Origin of the sequence: Anthropogastromicrobium aceti (genome assembly GCF_020687335.1) — a bacterium.
GTDB lineage: Bacteria > Bacillota > Clostridia > Lachnospirales > Lachnospiraceae > Anthropogastromicrobium > Anthropogastromicrobium aceti.
Genome location: NZ_JAJEQN010000023.1, coordinates 15,640 through 34,033 on the forward strand (window position 1 = coordinate 15,640; position 18,394 = coordinate 34,033).

The 18,394-nt window shown below is 40.3% G+C and carries 13 protein-coding genes; 12 read left to right on the forward strand and 1 reads right to left on the reverse strand.

Going from position 1 to position 18,394, the window contains the following annotated elements:
- Positions 1 to 106: 106 nt before the first annotated feature.
- From tuf to LKD48_RS09680, 11 genes are all read left to right on the forward strand, one after another.
- Positions 107 to 1,300, forward strand: a complete 1,194-nt coding sequence (tuf, locus tag LKD48_RS09630) for an elongation factor Tu (RefSeq protein WP_227100207.1) — start codon at positions 107 to 109, stop codon at positions 1,298 to 1,300.
- A gap of 405 nt (positions 1,301 to 1,705) precedes the next feature.
- Complete coding sequence (locus tag LKD48_RS09635) at positions 1,706 to 2,968, forward strand: substrate-binding domain-containing protein (protein ID WP_227100206.1); 1,263 nt, start codon at positions 1,706 to 1,708, stop codon at positions 2,966 to 2,968.
- 80 nt (positions 2,969 to 3,048) lie between these two features.
- A complete protein-coding gene (locus LKD48_RS09640; RefSeq protein ID WP_308731898.1) occupies positions 3,049 to 4,557 on the forward strand; it encodes a sugar ABC transporter ATP-binding protein in 1,509 nt (502 codons plus the stop codon).
- A gap of 20 nt (positions 4,558 to 4,577) precedes the next feature.
- Positions 4,578 to 6,230, forward strand: coding sequence for an ABC transporter permease subunit (locus tag LKD48_RS09645; RefSeq protein WP_308731899.1), 1,653 nt, complete (start codon positions 4,578 to 4,580; stop codon positions 6,228 to 6,230).
- A gap of 150 nt (positions 6,231 to 6,380) precedes the next feature.
- Positions 6,381 to 7,985, forward strand: coding sequence for a response regulator (locus LKD48_RS09650; RefSeq protein WP_227100203.1), 1,605 nt, complete (start codon positions 6,381 to 6,383; stop codon positions 7,983 to 7,985).
- Positions 7,986 to 7,987: 2 nt separating this feature from the next.
- Positions 7,988 to 9,805, forward strand: a complete 1,818-nt coding sequence (locus LKD48_RS09655) for a sensor histidine kinase family protein (RefSeq protein ID WP_308731900.1) — start codon at positions 7,988 to 7,990, stop codon at positions 9,803 to 9,805.
- Positions 9,802 to 10,785, forward strand: coding sequence for a sugar ABC transporter substrate-binding protein (locus tag LKD48_RS09660; protein WP_308731901.1), 984 nt, complete (start codon positions 9,802 to 9,804; stop codon positions 10,783 to 10,785). Before LKD48_RS09655 ends, LKD48_RS09660 begins: the two co-directional genes overlap by 4 nt.
- Positions 10,786 to 10,825: 40 nt before the next feature.
- Positions 10,826 to 11,854 carry a galactose ABC transporter substrate-binding protein gene (locus LKD48_RS09665; protein ID WP_308731902.1) on the forward strand — a complete coding sequence of 343 codons (1,029 nt, stop codon included), beginning with the start codon at positions 10,826 to 10,828 and terminating at the stop codon, positions 11,852 to 11,854.
- Between the two features lie 32 nt (positions 11,855 to 11,886).
- Positions 11,887 to 12,456, forward strand: a complete 570-nt coding sequence (locus tag LKD48_RS09670) for a DUF6553 family protein (RefSeq protein WP_308731903.1) — start codon at positions 11,887 to 11,889, stop codon at positions 12,454 to 12,456.
- Positions 12,457 to 12,561: 105 nt separating this feature from the next.
- The gene (locus LKD48_RS09675) at positions 12,562 to 13,449 is read left to right on the forward strand and encodes a DegV family protein (RefSeq protein WP_227100198.1); all 888 of its coding nucleotides are present in this window, start codon (positions 12,562 to 12,564) and stop codon (positions 13,447 to 13,449) included.
- A gap of 161 nt (positions 13,450 to 13,610) precedes the next feature.
- On the forward strand, positions 13,611 to 16,466 hold the full coding sequence (locus tag LKD48_RS09680) for a leucine-rich repeat protein (protein ID WP_308731904.1): 2,856 nt from the start codon (positions 13,611 to 13,613) through the stop codon (positions 16,464 to 16,466).
- 243 nt (positions 16,467 to 16,709) lie between these two features.
- On the opposite strand, the gene LKD48_RS09685 is transcribed toward LKD48_RS09680, so the two are convergent.
- Complete coding sequence (locus tag LKD48_RS09685) at positions 16,710 to 17,573, reverse strand: class I SAM-dependent methyltransferase (protein ID WP_308731905.1); 864 nt, start codon at positions 17,571 to 17,573, stop codon at positions 16,710 to 16,712.
- Between the two features lie 484 nt (positions 17,574 to 18,057).
- On the opposite strand from LKD48_RS09685, the gene rpsJ reads away from it, so the two are divergent.
- Positions 18,058 to 18,375 (forward strand): 30S ribosomal protein S10, encoded by a 318-nt coding sequence (rpsJ, locus tag LKD48_RS09690; protein ID WP_066562108.1) that lies wholly within the window; start codon positions 18,058 to 18,060, stop codon positions 18,373 to 18,375.
- Positions 18,376 to 18,394 lie beyond the last annotated feature (19 nt).

Here is an 18,394-nt window from a genome sequence, read left to right on the forward strand (position 1 = left end):
AAATTAGACTTGAAAAAGTTCTCATTATGTAATATACTGAGAGCAGTGTCAGTCTAACACAAGACATTTATGCCCTCTGGGCAATATTTAAGGAGGAATTTCAATCATGGCAAAGGCTAAATTTGAAAGAACGAAACCGCATTGTAACATTGGTACCATCGGACACGTTGACCATGGTAAGACTACTTTAACTGCTGCTATTACCAAGACTCTTCATGCAAGATATGGTACTGGCGAGGAAGTTGCTTTCGAGAACATCGATAAGGCTCCAGAAGAGAGAGAGAGAGGAATCACTATCTCTACCGCTCACGTTGAGTATGAGACTCCACATCGTCACTACGCTCACGTTGACTGCCCAGGACATGCTGACTACGTTAAGAACATGATCACCGGTGCTGCACAGATGGATGGTGCTATCCTGGTTGTAGCTGCTACCGATGGTGTTATGGCTCAGACTAGAGAGCACATCCTTCTGTCCCGTCAGGTAGGCGTTCCGTACATCGTTGTATTCATGAACAAGTGTGATATGGTAGACGATGAGGAGCTTCTTGAACTGGTTGAGATGGAGATCCGTGAGCTGTTAAACGAGTATGAGTTCCCGGGTGATGACATTCCGGTTATCAGAGGTTCAGCTCTGCAGGCTCTGAACGATCCGATGGGACCGTGGGGAGACAAGATCATTGAGTTAATGGAAGCTGTTGATAGCTACGTTCCGGATCCGGTTCGTGATACTGATAAGCCATTCCTGATGCCAGTTGAGGACGTATTCTCTATTACTGGTCGTGGTACTGTTGCTACTGGTAGAGTAGAGAGAGGTACTCTGCATCTGAACGATTCCGTTGAGATCGTAGGTATCAAGGAAGAGAACAGAACCGTAGTTGTAACTGGTATCGAGATGTTCCGTAAGCTTCTGGATGAGGCTCAGGCTGGTGATAACATCGGTGCTCTGCTTCGTGGTGTTCAGAGAACTGATATCGAAAGAGGTCAGTGTCTGTGTAAGCCAGGTTCTGTAAAGTGCCACAAAAAGTTTACCGCTCAGGTATACGTTCTGACCAAGGATGAGGGTGGTCGTCATACTCCATTCTTCAACAACTACAGACCGCAGTTCTACTTCAGAACAACTGACGTTACTGGTGTTTGTGAGCTTCCGGCTGGTACCGAGATGTGTATGCCAGGTGATAACGTAGAGATGACCATCGAGCTGATTCACCCAGTAGCTATGGAGCAGGGTCTTCGTTTCGCTATCCGTGAGGGTGGACGTACCGTTGGTTCTGGTAGAGTAGTTTCTATCGTTGAATAATTTACGTTTGAGTAATTAAATAAGCGTGTGAAAGCGCGTGAGAGACAGTCATTGCAGGCTTGCCTGCAAGTGGCTGTCTTTTTTTTATACCTTTTGGTCTAAATCATGCTGACATGCAAAAGAAATAGCAATAAAATATTGTGGCTTTTTACCACACTAAACTGCTGAATAAAAAATCAGAATTAAACTAATATAGAAGAACTGCCTAGAATGAATTTCTAATATCTTGCAAAATCAAGCAAAATGACTGCTACAATCATAAAACTAACATTTGAAAAGTATTAAAAATAATAAAATACACAAAATTTCAATGGTTCATATAAAAATTTTCTATATGATTATGCGCTTGTGAATAATATAATAAGGACAGTTAATAAAGCACATACTTCAAAGGAGGAGTAAAACATGAAAAAGAGCAGAATCTTTCCATTACTTGTAGGAGCAGCACTTTCCAGTTCATTGGTAGCCTGCAGTTCAGGATCGGGATCAGGAAACAAGACGAGTGTTGACAATAGCAAGAAGCCATTAGTATGGTTCAACCGTCAGCCATCTAACAGTTCTACAGGAGAGCTTGACAAGGATGCTTTGAACTTTAACGATAAGACATATTATGTTGGTTTTGATGCAAATCAGGGTGCTGAACTTCAGGGTCAGATGGTACTTGATTATATTAAGGAAAATGCAGCATCTATGGACCGTAATGGTGACGGCGTAATCGGTTATATCTTAGCAATTGGTGATATCGGACATAACGATTCCATCGCACGAACACGTGGTGTTCGTTCTGCACTGGGAACTGGCGTTGAGACTGATGGAGTAGTTGATGCATCTCCTATCGGAACAAATGCAGATGGTTCTTCTAAGATCGTTCAGGATTCTACTATCGAGGTAGATGGAAAAGAATATACCATCCGTGAGCTGGCAGCACAGGAAATGAAGAACTCAGCAGGTGCTACATGGGATGCAGCTACTGCTGGTAATGCAATCGGAACTTGGGCAGCATCTTTTGGTGATGAGATCGATGTTGTTGTATCTAACAATGATGGTATGGGAATGTCTATGTTCAATGCATGGGCAAAGGAGAACGAAGTACCTACATTTGGTTATGATGCAAACAGTGACGCAGTTGCAGCAATTGCAGAAGGCTACGGCGGAACAATTTCCCAGCATGCAGACGTTCAGGCTTACCTGACACTGAGAGTTTTAAGAAATGCACTGGACGGTGTAGATATCGATACTGGTATTGGTACTGCAGATGCAGCAGGCAACAAGCTGGAAGAAGGCGTTGATTATAGATATAGTGCAGATGAGAGATCCTACTATGCATTAAATATTGCGATCACAGCAGATAACTATAAGGATTTCACCGATTCTACCAAGGTATACAGCAAGGTTTCAAATCAGCTGGATGCTTCTAAGAGCCCAGAGAAGAAGGTATGGTTAAATATCTACAATGCTTCTGATAACTTCTTAAGCTCAACTTATCAGCCACTTCTTCAGAACTATGATGATCTGCTGAACTTAAAGGTTGAATACATTGGTGGTGATGGTCAGACAGAGTCTAACATTACAAACCGTCTTGGTAATCCAGGCGAGTATGATGCATTCGCAATCAATATGGTTAAGACAGACAATGCAGCATCTTATACATCTCTCCTTAAGCAGTAATTGATAGAGATTTTTTGCTAGCAAAAGGTCCGAGGGTGTTAGAACTTCTGACACCCTCTTTTTCTGAAAGGAGTAAGGATATGGAAGAAGGTAATAAGGATATCGTCTTGTCGATCCGCGGCATGAGCAAATCATTCGGAAGGAACAAGGTTCTAAAGCATATCGACATGGATGTGCCGAGAGGATCAATCATGGGTTTGATGGGTGAGAATGGTGCAGGTAAATCGACAATGATGAAATGTCTTTTTGGTACGTATCAAAAAGATGAAGGAACAATAATTTTAGACGGGAAAGAGATTAGCTTTACAGGTCCAAAGGATGCTTTGGAAAATGGTGTGGCAATGGTTCATCAGGAGTTGAATCAGTGTCTGGAAAGAAATGTAATTGATAATCTATTCCTGGGTCGCTACCCGAAAACATCCCTCGGAGTAATTGATGAGGGAAGAATGAAAAAAGAGGCTTCTGATTTATTCCGTAAGCTTGGCATTACGGTAGATCTTTCACAGCCGATGAAAAAAATGTCTGTTTCAAAGAGACAGATGTGTGAAATTGCAAAGGCAATTTCTTATAATTCAAAGGTGATTGTTTTGGATGAGCCAACCTCATCTCTGACAGCACCAGAAGTTGAAAAATTATTTAAGATGATGAGACAGCTTCGTGAACAGGGAATTTCACTGATCTATATCTCTCACAAGATGGATGAGATCTTTGAGATCTGTGACCAGGTTTCTGTTCTTCGAGATGGTGCTCTTGTAATGACTAAAAACTGTAGTGATACCAACATGAATGAGTTGATTTCTGCTATGGTAGGAAGATCATTAGATAATCGTTTCCCGCCTGTTGATAATACACCGGGTGATGTGATTTTAAGAGTAGAGCATTTATCTACGAAATATGCACCGAAGCTTCAAGATATAACCTTTGATGTAAAAAAGGGAGAAATATTTGGTTTATATGGTCTGGTTGGTGCGGGTCGTACAGAGCTTCTTGAGACAATATTTGGTATTCGTACAAGAGCAGCCGGACGTGTCTACTATGATGATAAGCTGATGAATTTCAATTCATCAAAAGATGCAATGGATCATGGATTTGCGTTAATTACTGAGGAACGTAAGGCTGATGGATTATTCTTAAAAGCAGATATCACCTTTAATACAACAATTGCTAATATGAATCAGTATAAATCTGGCATTGCATTATCTAAGGATGAAATGGTAAGAGCAACTGCAGAAGAAATTCGTATTATGCATACAAAGTGCATGGGACCAGATGATATGATTGCAAACCTTTCTGGTGGAAATCAGCAGAAGGCAATCTTTGGAAGATGGTTGGAGCGTTCACCAAAGATTTTCATGATGGATGATCCGACACGAGGCATTGATGTTGGTGCTAAGTACGAGATTTATGAACTGATTATTGATATGGCTAAGCAGGGAAAGACAATCATTGTTGTTTCATCTGAGATGCCGGAGATTCTTGGAATTACAAACCGAATCGGTGTAATGTCAAACGGTCATCTGGCAGGAATTGTAAACACCAAGGAAACAAATCAGGAAGAACTGCTTAGACTTAGTGCAAAGTATTTGTAATAGAGAGGAGTACGAGAGCTATGGCAAATGATATGAGATATCTTTCGGCAGAAGAGGAAGCAAAGCTTTTAAAGCCGATTGATGAATATGTTGGTAAAATACAGGCACAGATAGATGCCCTGCGTGTAGATGGTTCTGATAAGGTGCAGGCATTAAAGACACATATCTCTTTAACAAAGGAAGATAAGAATTATACAAAAGAGGAGCAGAATGCAATTATCCGAAAGGATCAGGAGCTTCTTGTAAAGGCAAGAGAGGTAGAAACTGCAAATAAAGATAAAGTTTCCAAGCTGATTGCAGATGCAGAATCTTATTTGAAGACTCATTTTAAGAAAGATTATTACGATAAGGTTGCAGCAAGTTGTGCAGCTCAAAAGGAAGCTGAGAATGCAGAATATGAAAAGATTCGCGCAAATCTCAAAGCAGAGCATGAGCGTACAATTTCCGGCATGACAGACAAACAGGAGCTTAAGGACGAGAAGTATGTATATAAGAATCGTCTGTATGACGCACAGATGGTGCATGAGTCAAAGCTTCAGGAAATCAAGGACAGAAAGCATGAGGCATTTGTGCATCAGTATCATCTGATTGATTTGCTTCGTATGTCAAAGTTTACTTATGGACAGAAGAAGCTTCAGAAACTGGAAAATTACAAGTATACATTTAACACACCGCAGTTCCTTTATAAGAACGGACTTTATATTGTAATTATCCTGATTTTTATCGCACTTTGCTTTATAACACCAGTTGTAAAGGATACGCAGCTTCTGACAACAGCTAATATTTTGAATATTCTTCAGCAGGCATCACCTCGTATCTTCCTGGCTCTTGGTGTAGCAGGATTGATTCTGTTAACCGGTACTGATCTTTCTGTAGGCCGAATGGTTGGTATGGGTATGGTAACAGCAACCATTATTATGCACAATGGTATTAATACGGGCGGTGTATTTGGCCATATCTTTGACTTCACTGGAATCCCTGCACCAGCTCGTGCAATATTTGCACTGCTTGTATGTGTGATTCTGACAACTGGATTTGCATCAATTGCAGGTTTCTTTATGGCAAGATTTAAGATGCATCCATTTATCTCTACCATGGCAAACATGCTTATTATCTTTGGTCTTGTAACATATGCAACAAAGGGCGTATCCTTTGGAGCAATTGATTCTTCCATCCCGGCAATGTTTATTCCAAGAATTGGAAATTTCCCAACCATTATTCTGTGGGCAGTTGTTGCAGTTGCAGTTGTATGGTTTATCTGGAATAAGACAACGTTTGGTAAGAATCTGTATGCAGTTGGTGGTAATCCAGAAGCAGCTGCTGTATCTGGTATTTCTGTATTTGCAGTAACAATGGGCGCATTCGTTCTTGCAGGTATCCTGTATGGATTTGGTGCTTGGCTGGAATGTAATCGTATGATCGGTTCTGGTAGTGCAGCTTATGGACAAGGATGGGATATGGATGCTATCGCTGCCTGCGTTGTTGGTGGTGTATCCTTTACTGGTGGTATTGGTAAGATCTCTGGTGTTGTAACTGGTGTACTTATCTTCACTGCACTGACTTATTCCCTTACTATTCTTGGTATTGATACAAACCTTCAGTTTATCTTTGAAGGTATTATCATTCTCGTAGCAGTTACACTCGACTGTCTCAAGTACGTAAAGAAGAAGTAATGCACAAAAAATGTATAAAAAAATAATATTACTAGTGGAAAATTGGTAAAAAAAGAGTATAATGAAGATGGCACGAATCTATTTATAAAGAAGTTCGTGCCATTTTTTGTAAATGCAGAAAGATTTCTTAGTAAACATGGAGGAATATAGATGACTACATATAAAGTACTTCTTGTAGATGATGAGGAAGAAGTCAGAAATGCAATTGAACAAAGAATTAATTGGGAAGAATTGGGATTTGAGGTAATCGGAAAAGCACAGAATGGTGTAAAAGCTATGGAAATAGCAGAAAAACTGCAGCCAGATGTGGTCATTACCGATATCAAAATGCCATATATGAATGGATTGGAACTGGCACGTAATTTAAAGGAAGAGAATCCAGGCGTGCGAATTTTAATTCTGACTGGATTTGACGAGTTTGAATATGCCAAAGAAGCAGTTCATCTTGAAATTGAAGAGTATATATTAAAACCGATCAATGCCAATGAGCTTTCTGAATGTCTCAAACGATTAAAAAACGTACTCGATAAAGAGAGAGAAGAAAAATTAAATGTCAGAAAGCTAGAGCAGTACTACACAGATTCCCTTCCTGTACTTCAAACAAATTTCTTTTGTTCTCTTGTGGAGGGACGCATTTCGGACAGTGAAATAAATAAATATTTAAATGATTATCAGATTTCTTTGCCAGGTTCATATTTTTGCTGCGCTGTTTTCCATACATCAGAAAATCATGTTCCTGACGGGATGACACCACTTCTGCTTTCGATATCTGTACAAAGAGAAGTAAAAGAAAAATTCCGCGGCAAATGGGACTGCAGATATTTTTCTTATCTGGGAAATATTGTTATGGTAGCAAATTTAGGCAAAGAAGATGAAATCACGAGACTGACGGATGACTGTGACCGCTTCTGCAAATGGGCAGACCGCTTTTTTGGTGCAGTTGTTACTGTTGGAATAGGTAAGGTGTGCAATGAAGTATCAAATCTTCGTTTTTCCTATGAAGGGGCATGGGAAGCACTTTCGTATCGTGTTATTTACGGATCAGGCTGTTCTATCAATATTGCAGATATTGCACCGAAGGGGCAGGGACTTTCCATGCAGCCAGATGATATTAATATGAATGATGTGTTCAAGGCAGTTCATATTGGGGTACGTGAAGATATTGAACATGCAGTTTTTTCTTTAGTGAAGGAACTAAAAGATAATGCAAAAACAATTATGCAGTATAATTTTACTGTGCTGGAAATTGTAGGGCATCTATATCGTTTCTGTGGAAATAATCATATGAAATTTGAAGATCATGCCGGAGAAATCAAAAATGCGTATGAAGAAATTACAAAGATGGATGAAAGTGCATTAATGGCCTGGCTTGTCAGAGTAGCACTATCGATCAGTGATGAACTAAAAAATGCCAGAAATTCTTCACTGCGTTACCTTATTTCAGAAGCAAAAAATATTGTTCGTGATGAGTATGCAGATGCAGATCTGTCACTTGATACCGTATGTTCAAAGCTTGGTGTATCAAATTCCTATTTTTCTTCTATTTTTAAGAAAGAAGTGGGCATTTCATTTATTACATATTTGACAGATTACAGAATGCAGCAGGCTGTTCATCTGATGCTTGAAACAAATGAAAAAAATTATGAAATTGCAGAACATGTTGGCTATGAGGACGCAAACTATTTTGGATATGTTTTTAAACGCAAATATGGAATGTCGCCTTCAAAATATCGCACAGAGCATATGGGAAAATGAGTATGAAAAAAAGAAAAGTGTCAGATATTCAGTCTGTCATTATGACGGTTCTTTCTTTGATGACGGTAATTACGTCTATATCTATGGGGTTATTGCTTTACAATCGATATGAAATGGCTATGCGTCAGAATGAAGTTCGCAACACACAAAACCTGATGGAAAGCACAGTCAATTCCATGGAGCAGTATCTGAAAAATATGAGACAGATTTCAGATACTGTCACATATAATATTATACAGGCATTTGATGTGTCTAGTCCGGAGTTTAATCAGCAGCTGAGTTTTCTATATGATTTTAATAAGGACAAAATACAGAGTATTGCGCTTTATGATATGGAAGGAAATCTTATTGTGGCAGAGCCAGTTACGCTGCAGAAGGATGGCATAGAGGTGCTTTGGCAGTCTTGGTTTGAAAATGCAGCAGAGGAAATTGAAAATATGCACTTTTCAACGCCTCATATGCAGAATTTATTTCAGGATGATGCAAAGAGCTATCATTGGGTGATTTCCCTAAGTCGTGCGGTAGACGGTATTGATGGAGACAGACCTGAAAATGGTATTTTGCTTGTTGATATGAAATATTCCTTTATTGAGGAAATGATGAATCAGGTGAATGATCAAAACAGGGGGCGATATTATTATGTCTGTGATGGGGAAGGAAATCTGATTTATCATCCTTATGCAAATGAAATCAGCAATGGATTGTTTGAGGAAGATTTCAGTATTGTATGCAGCAATGAAGATGGTGTATATAAAAATTTGCGCAGCCCAAGTGGAGATAAGCAGACTGCAATTGTAAGCACTATATCATATACGGGCTGGAAGATGGTAGGCATTGTAAAGCAGGACATTAGAACAGACAGCCGAGAACAGTTTCGTATTTATATGGTAATTGTTGTGATTATGCTGATTATGATGCTTCTTTTAGTCAATCGCATTGTGTCGAAAAGGATTTCAAGTCCAATTCTTAAACTGGATGCATCTGTAAGGGCATATGAAGCTGGGGAAAAGCCTGATATCTATATTGGAGGCTCATATGAGATTCGTCATCTTGGAAAATCTGTCCAGCATTCGTATGAAGAAATTGAGCGGTTAATGAAAGAAATTGTGAAGCAGCAGAATGAGAGAAGAAAGAGTGAATTGGCAGCACTGCAAAGTCAGATCAACCCGCATTTTCTTTATAATACTTTGGAATCTATCACTTGGATGGTTGAGGCCAATAAAAATCAGGATGCAGTTTTTATGATATCTGAGTTGGCCAAGCTGTTTAGAATCAGTTTGTCAAGAGGAAAGACGATTATTAGTATTGAGGATGAGCTAAAGCACTGCAAAAATTATATGAATATTCAAAAGTATCGCTACAAGGAGCGTTTTGTGACAGAATATGATGTTTCAGAAGAAATTTATCCGTTTTGTACGGTAAAGCTTATTTTGCAGCCGATTCTTGAAAATGCTATATATTATGGTGTAGGAAATATGGATGAGGATGACCAGCCTAAAATTATTGTCAAAGGTTGGAAAGATGATGCAGAAATCTATCTTTCAGTTACGGATAATGGAATGGGAATGCGTCATGAAGATGTAGAAAATATTTTAAAAGATAATCAGAAAGGACCCAAACATGGTTCTGGTGTAGGACTCATTAATGTGCACACGCGTATTCAGCTGATGTTTGGAAATAAATATGGTCTTATTGTGGAGAGTGAACTAGATGAGGGAACAACGGTCACGATTCATTTGCCTGCTGTGCCATACACTAAGGAAAATTGTGAAGTGCTTGAGACTCCGGGGAAGCCAGTCAGAAAAGAGGGTGAATCATGAAAAAAACAAAAACTACTTTTTTGTTAGCAGAAATTTGTCTTGGCATATTACTGCTGTTTTGTGTGCATCTGATTTTTGAAGATGAAAAGCCTCAGAAGCGTGTAGCAGTTATTGTTGAAAAATCAGGTGATGAAAAATGGAACTCCTTTATGAATGGTCTAAAGCAGGCAGCTGGAATCGCAAATATACATTTGATTATTTGCAATACAGATGAAATTGAAAATGCAGATGAGGAGAAGAACTTGATTTATGATCAGCTGGATAATCAGGTTGATGCATTTATTGTTCAGGCGGCGCCGGGCAGGGATACTATTGATATGCTTAGAGAAATTCGCGTACAAAAGCCAATGCTTCTTGTAGCAAATGATGCGCTGCGTGAAAAAGAGGAAGACCATACATCAAAATATTCTGATTTGCCTGTTATTACGCCGGACTATTACCGTATGGGATATACATTGGCACAGGACTTATTAAGCCGCAATCAAAATAATATTCAAGGCAAAACTGTTGGAATTATAAGCGGATTTAAGAAAACAGACTGTACTGATAAATGTATGCAGGGTGTATTAGATGTGCTTTCTGATACGGGATGTGAGATTCAGTTTGATATGAATATCACATATGATATGGAAATTACACAGAGGTTAAAAGAGCAGCAGCCAGTTGACTATTTGATTGTATTTGACACAAGTGCCTTAGAGCAGGTAGCAGGGATGTATGCACAGAAAAAAGAGAGTGACACGAAAATCTATGGGATTGGAAATAGTATAAAGTGTGTATATTATCTTGATGATTCTGTGATTGATGGATTGATTGCGATAGATGGATATGGAATGGGATATCATAGCGCTATAGAAATTTCAAAAGTGCTGAAAAATCATCTGTATACGATTAACAACCAGACGATTGAGTATCATCTGCTGCATAAAGAAGATATTTTCAGAGAAGAGGTACAGCATTTTCTTCATACGTATGATTGAGAATTTGCATATAGTCAGCCAAAAAGGAATGGAGATTTCAATGAAACAGTATCAGATAAGAAGTATTCTGATCGGATGCATGTTGTTGTGTCTGACAGGATGTACGGCGAATAGTGAGAAAAAAAGAGATGTTCTTCGTGTTGGTGTTGTGCTATACACGCAGGACGACCCCTTTATTAATGCGCTTACAGATTGTCTGAAGGAAGATCTGGCGGGATATGAGTCAGATTCTCTAAAGGTGATTATGACTGTAAGGGATGGAAAAAATGATCAGAAGATTCAAAATGAAGTTGTGAAGGAAATGCTTGATGCTGGCTGTGAGATACTTGCTGTTGATCTCGTTGACAGGACAGAGCCGTCAAATATAATAAAGATGGCAAAAAAGGAAAATATACCTGTTATTTTCTTTAATAGAGAGCCAGTGAGAGAGGATTTGATGCAGTGGGATAAGCTGTATTATGTAGGCGGAGATGCCAGACAGTCTGGTATGATGCAGGGTGAGATTGCAGCAGATATGATACGAGACAATGACGCAGTAGATCGAAATCAGGACGGAAAGATTCAATATGTACTTCTTGAGGGTGAGACAGGTCATCAGGATGCAATCATTCGAACAGACAGTGTGGTAAAAACAATTAAAGAACAGGGCATTATATTAGAAAGACTAAGTTTCCAGTTTGCAAACTGGAATCGTGGACAAGCTGAAAATAAGATGACACAGTTGATTAATCAATATGGAGACGAGATTGAACTAGTGCTTTCTAATAATGATGAGATGGCTCTTGGTGCAGTTGCTGCGTATGATGCACTTGATTATGATAAAGACAGACGTCCGATGATTTTTGGAATAGATGGTTTGGAAGGTGCATTGGATGCTGTCCAAAAAGGCACCATTCAGGGGACTGTGTATAATGACAGGCATGGACAAGCTGAGCAGATTTCGCGTCTTGCGATGACACTGTTTCAAGGTCAGACACCGCCAAAGGAGGATCTGGAAAATGAACGATATATTTTTTTGCCGTATAAAAAGGTGACAGTAGAAAATGTGGAATCATTTATGGAACAATAAAAAGGTTCATTTTCGGAAAGGAAAGATTGAAAATGGAAGATTGGCTGATAAACTATTATGAACAGACAGATCCGCTTAAAAGACAGCAGATGCTTCTGGAAAATAAAAATGAAACCATGAGTGAAGAAGATAAACTTCGAATGAAGCTCTGGGAGACCAGATATGGAAAAGGTAAGCCACGGAAGGATATGTTTGTTGGTTATCTTATGAATTTAAAATATATTGTAGAAAGCGGAAGCATGGATTTGGGAGGCAGAAAGAAAAAGCTTGCGATAGAAGCTATTCTTGGTCTGAATTTATATGAATTTGAAAGAAAGTCAAAGACTCAGCAGGAAATAATTTTTTTAGAGTTAAAAAACACATGCAGAAAATATATTGAGATTAGTACAGGAGGACGTGGCTTTACTTCTGTTATTTTTGGAATGGGACAGCTGTCAGATGAAAGCATTGCAGGAAAGATCGCTGAACAAATAAGCAGAATTGTGTTTGATGCACCTCATAGTCTGCGAATGGAAAAAGAATTTGAGCCGCTTCAAAGAGCTGCTTTAGAGGTGTTTAGGGAAATTTATCCTAATCGCGAACATTTTCTGAAAAAAAGATAAGGAATGATAAACGGTGCATTTTCTCTTTAACGCTACTTGTATTTGCAAAGCAAAAAAGATATACTGTAACTGTTTTAATGCTTTAATTATAAGGAGGAGATGAGTATGGCAGAATATTGCATCAGCTGCTGTTCTACAGCTGATTTGACGAAGGAATATTTTGATAAGCGTGGAATCCGCTATGTGTGCTTTCACTATGAACTGGGAGGAACGGACTATCTGGATGATCTTGGTCAGACGATGCCTCCGGCAGAATTATATCGCAGAATGCTTGCAGGTGAGGATGTAAAGACATCACAGGTTAGTATCGGTGAGTATGCAGATTTTTTTAGAAAAATATTTGATGAGGGAAAGGATATCCTTCATTTAACGCTTTCAAGCGGAATTTCAGGCAGCTACAATTCAGCATGTATTGCAGCAGAACAGGTAAGAGAAGAATATCCAAACAGAAAAATTTATGTAGTGGATTCATTGGCAGCTTCCTCAGGTTATGGTTTGTTAGTAGATACTCTGGCAGACAGAAGAGATGCAGGAGAGAGCATAGATGAATTGTATGCATGGGTGTGTGAAAATAAAAAGAAACTGCAGCACTGGTTTTTTACTTCTGATCTTACTTTTTTTATCAGAGGCGGAAGAGTATCAAAGGCAGCTGGATTTTTTGGAGGTATGCTTGGAATCTGTCCTTTGTTAAATGTGGACTATGAGGGACATTTGACAGCAAGAGAGAAGGTGCGCACGAAGAAAAAAGTGATTCAGCGCATCGTTCAGAAGATGGAAGAAAATGCCGAGGGAGGTTTGGCATATTCGGGCAAATGCTATATCTGTCAGTCAGAGTGTATGGATGACGCAAAAGCTGTTGCAATGCTTGTTGAGAGCCGCTTTCCTAATTTAAATGGAAAAGTTGAAATTTATCCGATTGGTGCTACAATTGGCAGTCATACCGGCCCGGGAACAGTAGCATTATTTTTCTGGGGAAAGGAACGCGTGGATTGACGCAGTTTTGTAAAAGAAATGTAATGTTTTTGGATATTTGAAACATTGAAATAAACTCATACTTATGGTATGATACGAAAGGTTAAAGGCGTTATCGTTTACGTTACACGCAGACGATAACTTAAAAAAAGCCGCAAAAATGCGGCAGAACGGAGAAGCATATGATTTGCCCGAAATGTGGTGCCAGACTAGCGCAGGGAAGCACGATTTGTCCAATTTGCGGAACAAAGATACGCCCCTCTAAAGTCAAGGTACAAGACAATTATGAAGAGCAGCCAGATCAAGGCTACGATTCAGATTCAGATGATGATTATGAAGAAAATCTGAATGATGATTACGATTATGACGAAGAGGATGACAGCTACGGTAATGATGATTACGACAATGATGATTATGAACCGGCTCATCCAAAAACAAATCGTATTCTTGTTGTTATTATTGTCACAGTAATTGCATTGATTGCTGCGATGATCGTATTGATTGTTCTTCTTTTCAGCAGTGGAAAAAAGAGCAATAAGCAGATTCCGTATACAGTAGATAAGATACAGGATACGGATACGAAGAAAGAAACACAGAAAGAAACTCAAAAGGAGACAGAAACTGAAGTAGTTGAAATCAAAGACAACAAGGTTACTTCCGGAAGAAATGTCTATGAGCTTTCAAATGATGAGTTAAAGCTTGTTGAGTACAATGATCAGGGACAAGTTGTTCGTATTCCGGCAGAAATCGGCGGATATTCGGTAACTTCAATTGGTTCACATGCATTTAAGAACAATACGTCAGTTCAGTATTTAAAGCTTCCAGATGGAATGAAGAAACTGGATGATTCTGCATTGTCTGATATTGAGCTTTTGAAAGAAGTTGTAGTTCCGGAATCAGTTGAAGAGATTGGAAACCTTGCTTTTTCAAAGGTTCAGAAGGCAATTTGTGTAAAGGGAAGCTTTGCATGGAATTATATGAAGTATATGGCAGATGAGGTAGTTGAGGGAACTTCACTTTCACTTGACAATAATGCGTCCACGCCATCAAGCTCTGCGCAGCAGACAGTTCCAACACAGCCGACGACCGCACAGCAGGCAGCGTCACAGCCGCAGCCGCAGCAGACGCCAGCCCCAGCCCCGTCCCCAGAGCAGACACCGGCCACAGCCCCCTCTTCAGAGCAGCAGCCAGCCACAAATCCATCACCGGATCAGACACCAGCCCCGGCTCCATCTTCAGATCAGCAGCCAGCCACAAATCCATCACCGGATCAGACACCAGCCCCGGCTCCATCTTCAGATCAGACACCAGCACCATCACCAGATGAGACACCAGCGCCAGCACCGTCACCAGATGAGACATCAGCACCAGCACCGTCACCAGATGAGACGCCAGCAACAGATCCATCACCAGATGAGACGCCGGAAGCACCAACGGAGCGAAATGCAGAAAATATTCTTGCAAAGATTTCTGCAGATTCTGGTGGAAGTGTTGTAGGAAACAGCTATATGTTCTACGATTTTAATGGAAATGGTGTTCAGGAAGCATTTGCACTTGTTGATGTAGGCGGACGAAAGGAAATCTGGTACAATGGAGAGGATTCTACTTCCAATGCAGTTGAGATTTTCCCAATCACTGATGTTGCATCATGCAGTGTTAATGCTATTGCAAACGGCACAACACAGTTTGTTTTGAGCGTCACCACTTCAACAGGAGAATCATATTCCTGCATTTATGGAGCAGATGGTGCAAATGGCTATATGGTAGCAGATTTGCTTCCGGGTGTATTTGTATCAGATGGCGTAAGCTTACAGTTAGACAATGGAATGAATGGAGTTGCATATCTGCTTGCTTCTGACGGAGGCTATAGTGAGTATGCAGCACAGGAACTGGCAAAGAGTCAGTTTGATGCGATGCCGGGTGCACAGGATATCTGGTCACAGGTAAGCGCACTAATTGGTGCAGAACCAACAGACCTTCATTTCTGGAATCGTTCAAGTGCAGTTGGTAATTTGATTCAGATTGCATTTACAGATGCAGCAGGAACACCAAGTTACATCAATGTGTCATGGACTCAGGATGGAATGCAGTTTGAAGATGGTGCACTTAATGTTCATAATGGTGTGGTAAAATCTTCTTATACAGGATTAAATCAGATTCAGCCGCAGGAAGTTCCGCAGGTAGAGACAGAGCCGGCTGATCCAGCTACAGAGATTTCATTTGCAGATGGAACAGCAGTTACACTTTCAGCAGAAGGAACTAATTATACGGCAGATCTTAATGGAGATGGTGCAGCAGACTTCTTCAAATATCGTACTGAGGTAGCAGAGGATGGAAGTACAACCAGCCTTATCGTCAATGTGAATGGTACCGATTATACAGTTGGTACAGGAATCAGTGCAGCATATAAGGTAGAGGTATGTGATTTAAATACATCCGATAATCAGCTTAATATTGTAGTTGTTGGAACAGGTGCAGACAACTCTGTTACCAGTTTCCGCGTATTAAGCGGAACCGATCTTTCTACACCGCTTATGCAGGATGGAACATTTACCGTGCTTAACGGATATGGAAATGCAGCGCGCCTGTATAATACGTCCCATGTACTTACACCTTCTTCCGCAAATGGAACATTTGATGAAAATGGTGGATTTACGTTAGCAGTGACAAGCCCAATTTCTATTGACAGTCTTGGCCGTTATGTCTGCAAGATTCCATATGAATTAAAGGATGGTGTGATTGCAGAGGATGCATTAAGTGAGACAACTGGAAACTACGAATATGAGCTTGTTGATCTGACATCACAGGAACAGTTTAATTATATTCTGGCAGCAGATACGAATTTGTTAAGTTCGGCAGCAGCAGATGCTGCGCCAGCGGCAACACTTGGCACGGGAACACAGGTATTCCCAAGAAAGCTGATCCAGGCGGCAAATGAACCAGGTGCATTTTATCTTTACGTAGAGGATGCATCAGGAAACGCTGGATATCTTCCACTTGGTGAGGGACAGACATTGTTTCAGAGCGTACCACAATAATCTATAAGTAGACAAAAAAAACTGGCCTCCCAGGGGAGACCAGTTTTTTTTGAGGTGTTTCTTCTATACTATATAATGTGATACCTACGAATTGCTCCGTTGCGATGCAACTCTCGCAATTCTAAAAACATTCGGATTCGCTGATTTTCTTCGAAAATCGCTGCATCCTCATGTTTTTGCGGGTTCCAAGCTCAAAGCCTTTAGTGCAAGCACGAACGGCTTTTTGAGCTTTTAACCCTGGTATCACATACTTGTCCAGCGACCAGATGAACCGCATGGAAGAACAAGACCAGACTGTGTTACAGGAAGACCAATTTCATCAGAAACAACATGACCGCCAAATTTGCTTACAACCTCAAGTCCAAGAAGATATGTTAAGACAGAAGCAGCAAAACCGGTTGTATAGCTGTTAATAAGGAAAAATAGCGGTTTGTCAGAAAGTAGCTGTGAACACAGTGATACGAGTGGATGAATAGCATCCTCAATTTTCCAGATTTCACCCTTAGGTCCGCGTCCATAAGATGGCGGATCCATGATGATTGCATCATAGTGATTGCCGCGTCGGATTTCTCGTTCAACAAATTTCTGACAATCATCAACAATCCAGCGAATCGGTGCATCAGACAGTCCACTAGATGCTGCATTTTCTTTTGCCCAGGCAACCATGCCCTTTGAAGCATCTACATGAGTAACAGAAGCGCCAGCAGCTGCTGCAGCAAGTGTTGCACCGCCGGTGTAGGCAAATAAATTAAGTACTTTAATAGGACGGTTTGCATTTTGAATCAGGTTAGAAAACCAATCCCAGTTTGCAGCCTGTTCAGGGAATAAGCCTGTGTGCTTAAAAGAGAATGGCTTTAACTGGAAGGTAAGCTTTCCATAATGAATGCTCCACTGCTGCGGCAGAGAGAAAAACTCCCATTCACCGCCTCCCTTGCTGCTTCTATGATAATGTCCGTTTTTTTTCTTCCAACCCGGATTGGTGTGAGGTGTGTTCCATACAACCTGAGGGTCCGGACGTACCAGAAGATAATTTCCCCAGCGCTCAAGTTTCTCTCCGTTAGAGGTATCAAGGACTTCGTAGTCCTTCCAGTTATCAGCCAGCCACATAATAATATCCAACCTTTCTTATATATATACGATACCGAATGTTTTTAGAATTGCGAGAGTTGCATTGCAACGGAGCAATTCGTTGGTACCAGTAATTCTAAATCACATATATAAGTATAAGAAAGAACAGGCATCCTGTCAATAGAGTGTTGCCAATCGTCGAACCACCCTTCGTAAACTTCCGGGTCGAAAAAAACTTTAAAAAATTTGAAAAAAGTGCTTGCATTTTGTTTTGATATAGTGTATAGTATACCTTGCTGTGACATGATAGCAAAGAAGCGCGAGGTTGCTGCCGATAGGGCAGGTTTTCCGTGGAGCGAATGTCAAGTCAAGAAACTGGCGACAAGTCACTGTATACAATGAAACATCTACAAACATTGAGGTAGAAACGGACTGTGCGGAGATTAGGAAACGCACGGGGTAGTGTACAGTCACCACTTGTCGTACTTATTTAAAAAGTGCGAAAAGGAGGCGGCTTTTTTTTATGGCAAGTCAAGTAATGAGAATCACTCTGAAGGCGTACGATCATCAGCTGGTAGATCAGTCCGCTGCAAAGATCGTTGATACTGTTAAGAAAACAGGCTCTAAGGTAAGCGGACCAGTTCCGATGCCGACTAAGAAAGAGGTTGTTACAATTCTGAGAGCGGTACACAAGTACAAGGACTCCAGAGAGCAGTTCGAGCAGAGAACTCACAAGAGACTCATCGATATCATTCAGCCATCTCAGAAGACAGTAGATTCACTGTCCCGTCTGGAGATGCCAGCTGGTGTATATATTGATATTAAGATGAAAAACAAGTAATTTTAAACAAGTATGTCCG

Bases quoted from the DNA above. Each gene is read 5' to 3' on its own strand.
- tuf (WP_227100207.1), top strand. From the start codon at position 107: ATGGCAAAGGCTAAATTTGAAAGAACGAAACCGCATTGTAACATTGGT.
- LKD48_RS09635 (WP_227100206.1), top strand. From the start codon at position 1,706: ATGAAAAAGAGCAGAATCTTTCCATTACTTGTAGGAGCAGCACTTTCC.
- LKD48_RS09640 (WP_308731898.1), top strand. From the start codon at position 3,049: ATGGAAGAAGGTAATAAGGATATCGTCTTGTCGATCCGCGGCATGAGC.
- LKD48_RS09645 (WP_308731899.1), top strand. From the start codon at position 4,578: ATGGCAAATGATATGAGATATCTTTCGGCAGAAGAGGAAGCAAAGCTT.
- LKD48_RS09650 (WP_227100203.1), top strand. From the start codon at position 6,381: ATGACTACATATAAAGTACTTCTTGTAGATGATGAGGAAGAAGTCAGA.
- LKD48_RS09655 (WP_308731900.1), top strand. From the start codon at position 7,988: ATGAAAAAAAGAAAAGTGTCAGATATTCAGTCTGTCATTATGACGGTT.
- LKD48_RS09660 (WP_308731901.1), top strand. From the start codon at position 9,802: ATGAAAAAAACAAAAACTACTTTTTTGTTAGCAGAAATTTGTCTTGGC.
- LKD48_RS09665 (WP_308731902.1), top strand. From the start codon at position 10,826: ATGAAACAGTATCAGATAAGAAGTATTCTGATCGGATGCATGTTGTTG.
- LKD48_RS09670 (WP_308731903.1), top strand. From the start codon at position 11,887: ATGGAAGATTGGCTGATAAACTATTATGAACAGACAGATCCGCTTAAA.
- LKD48_RS09675 (WP_227100198.1), top strand. From the start codon at position 12,562: ATGGCAGAATATTGCATCAGCTGCTGTTCTACAGCTGATTTGACGAAG.
- LKD48_RS09680 (WP_308731904.1), top strand. From the start codon at position 13,611: ATGATTTGCCCGAAATGTGGTGCCAGACTAGCGCAGGGAAGCACGATT.
- LKD48_RS09685 (WP_308731905.1), bottom strand. From the start codon at position 17,573: ATGTGGCTGGCTGATAACTGGAAGGACTACGAAGTCCTTGATACCTCT.
- rpsJ (WP_066562108.1), top strand. From the start codon at position 18,058: ATGGCAAGTCAAGTAATGAGAATCACTCTGAAGGCGTACGATCATCAG.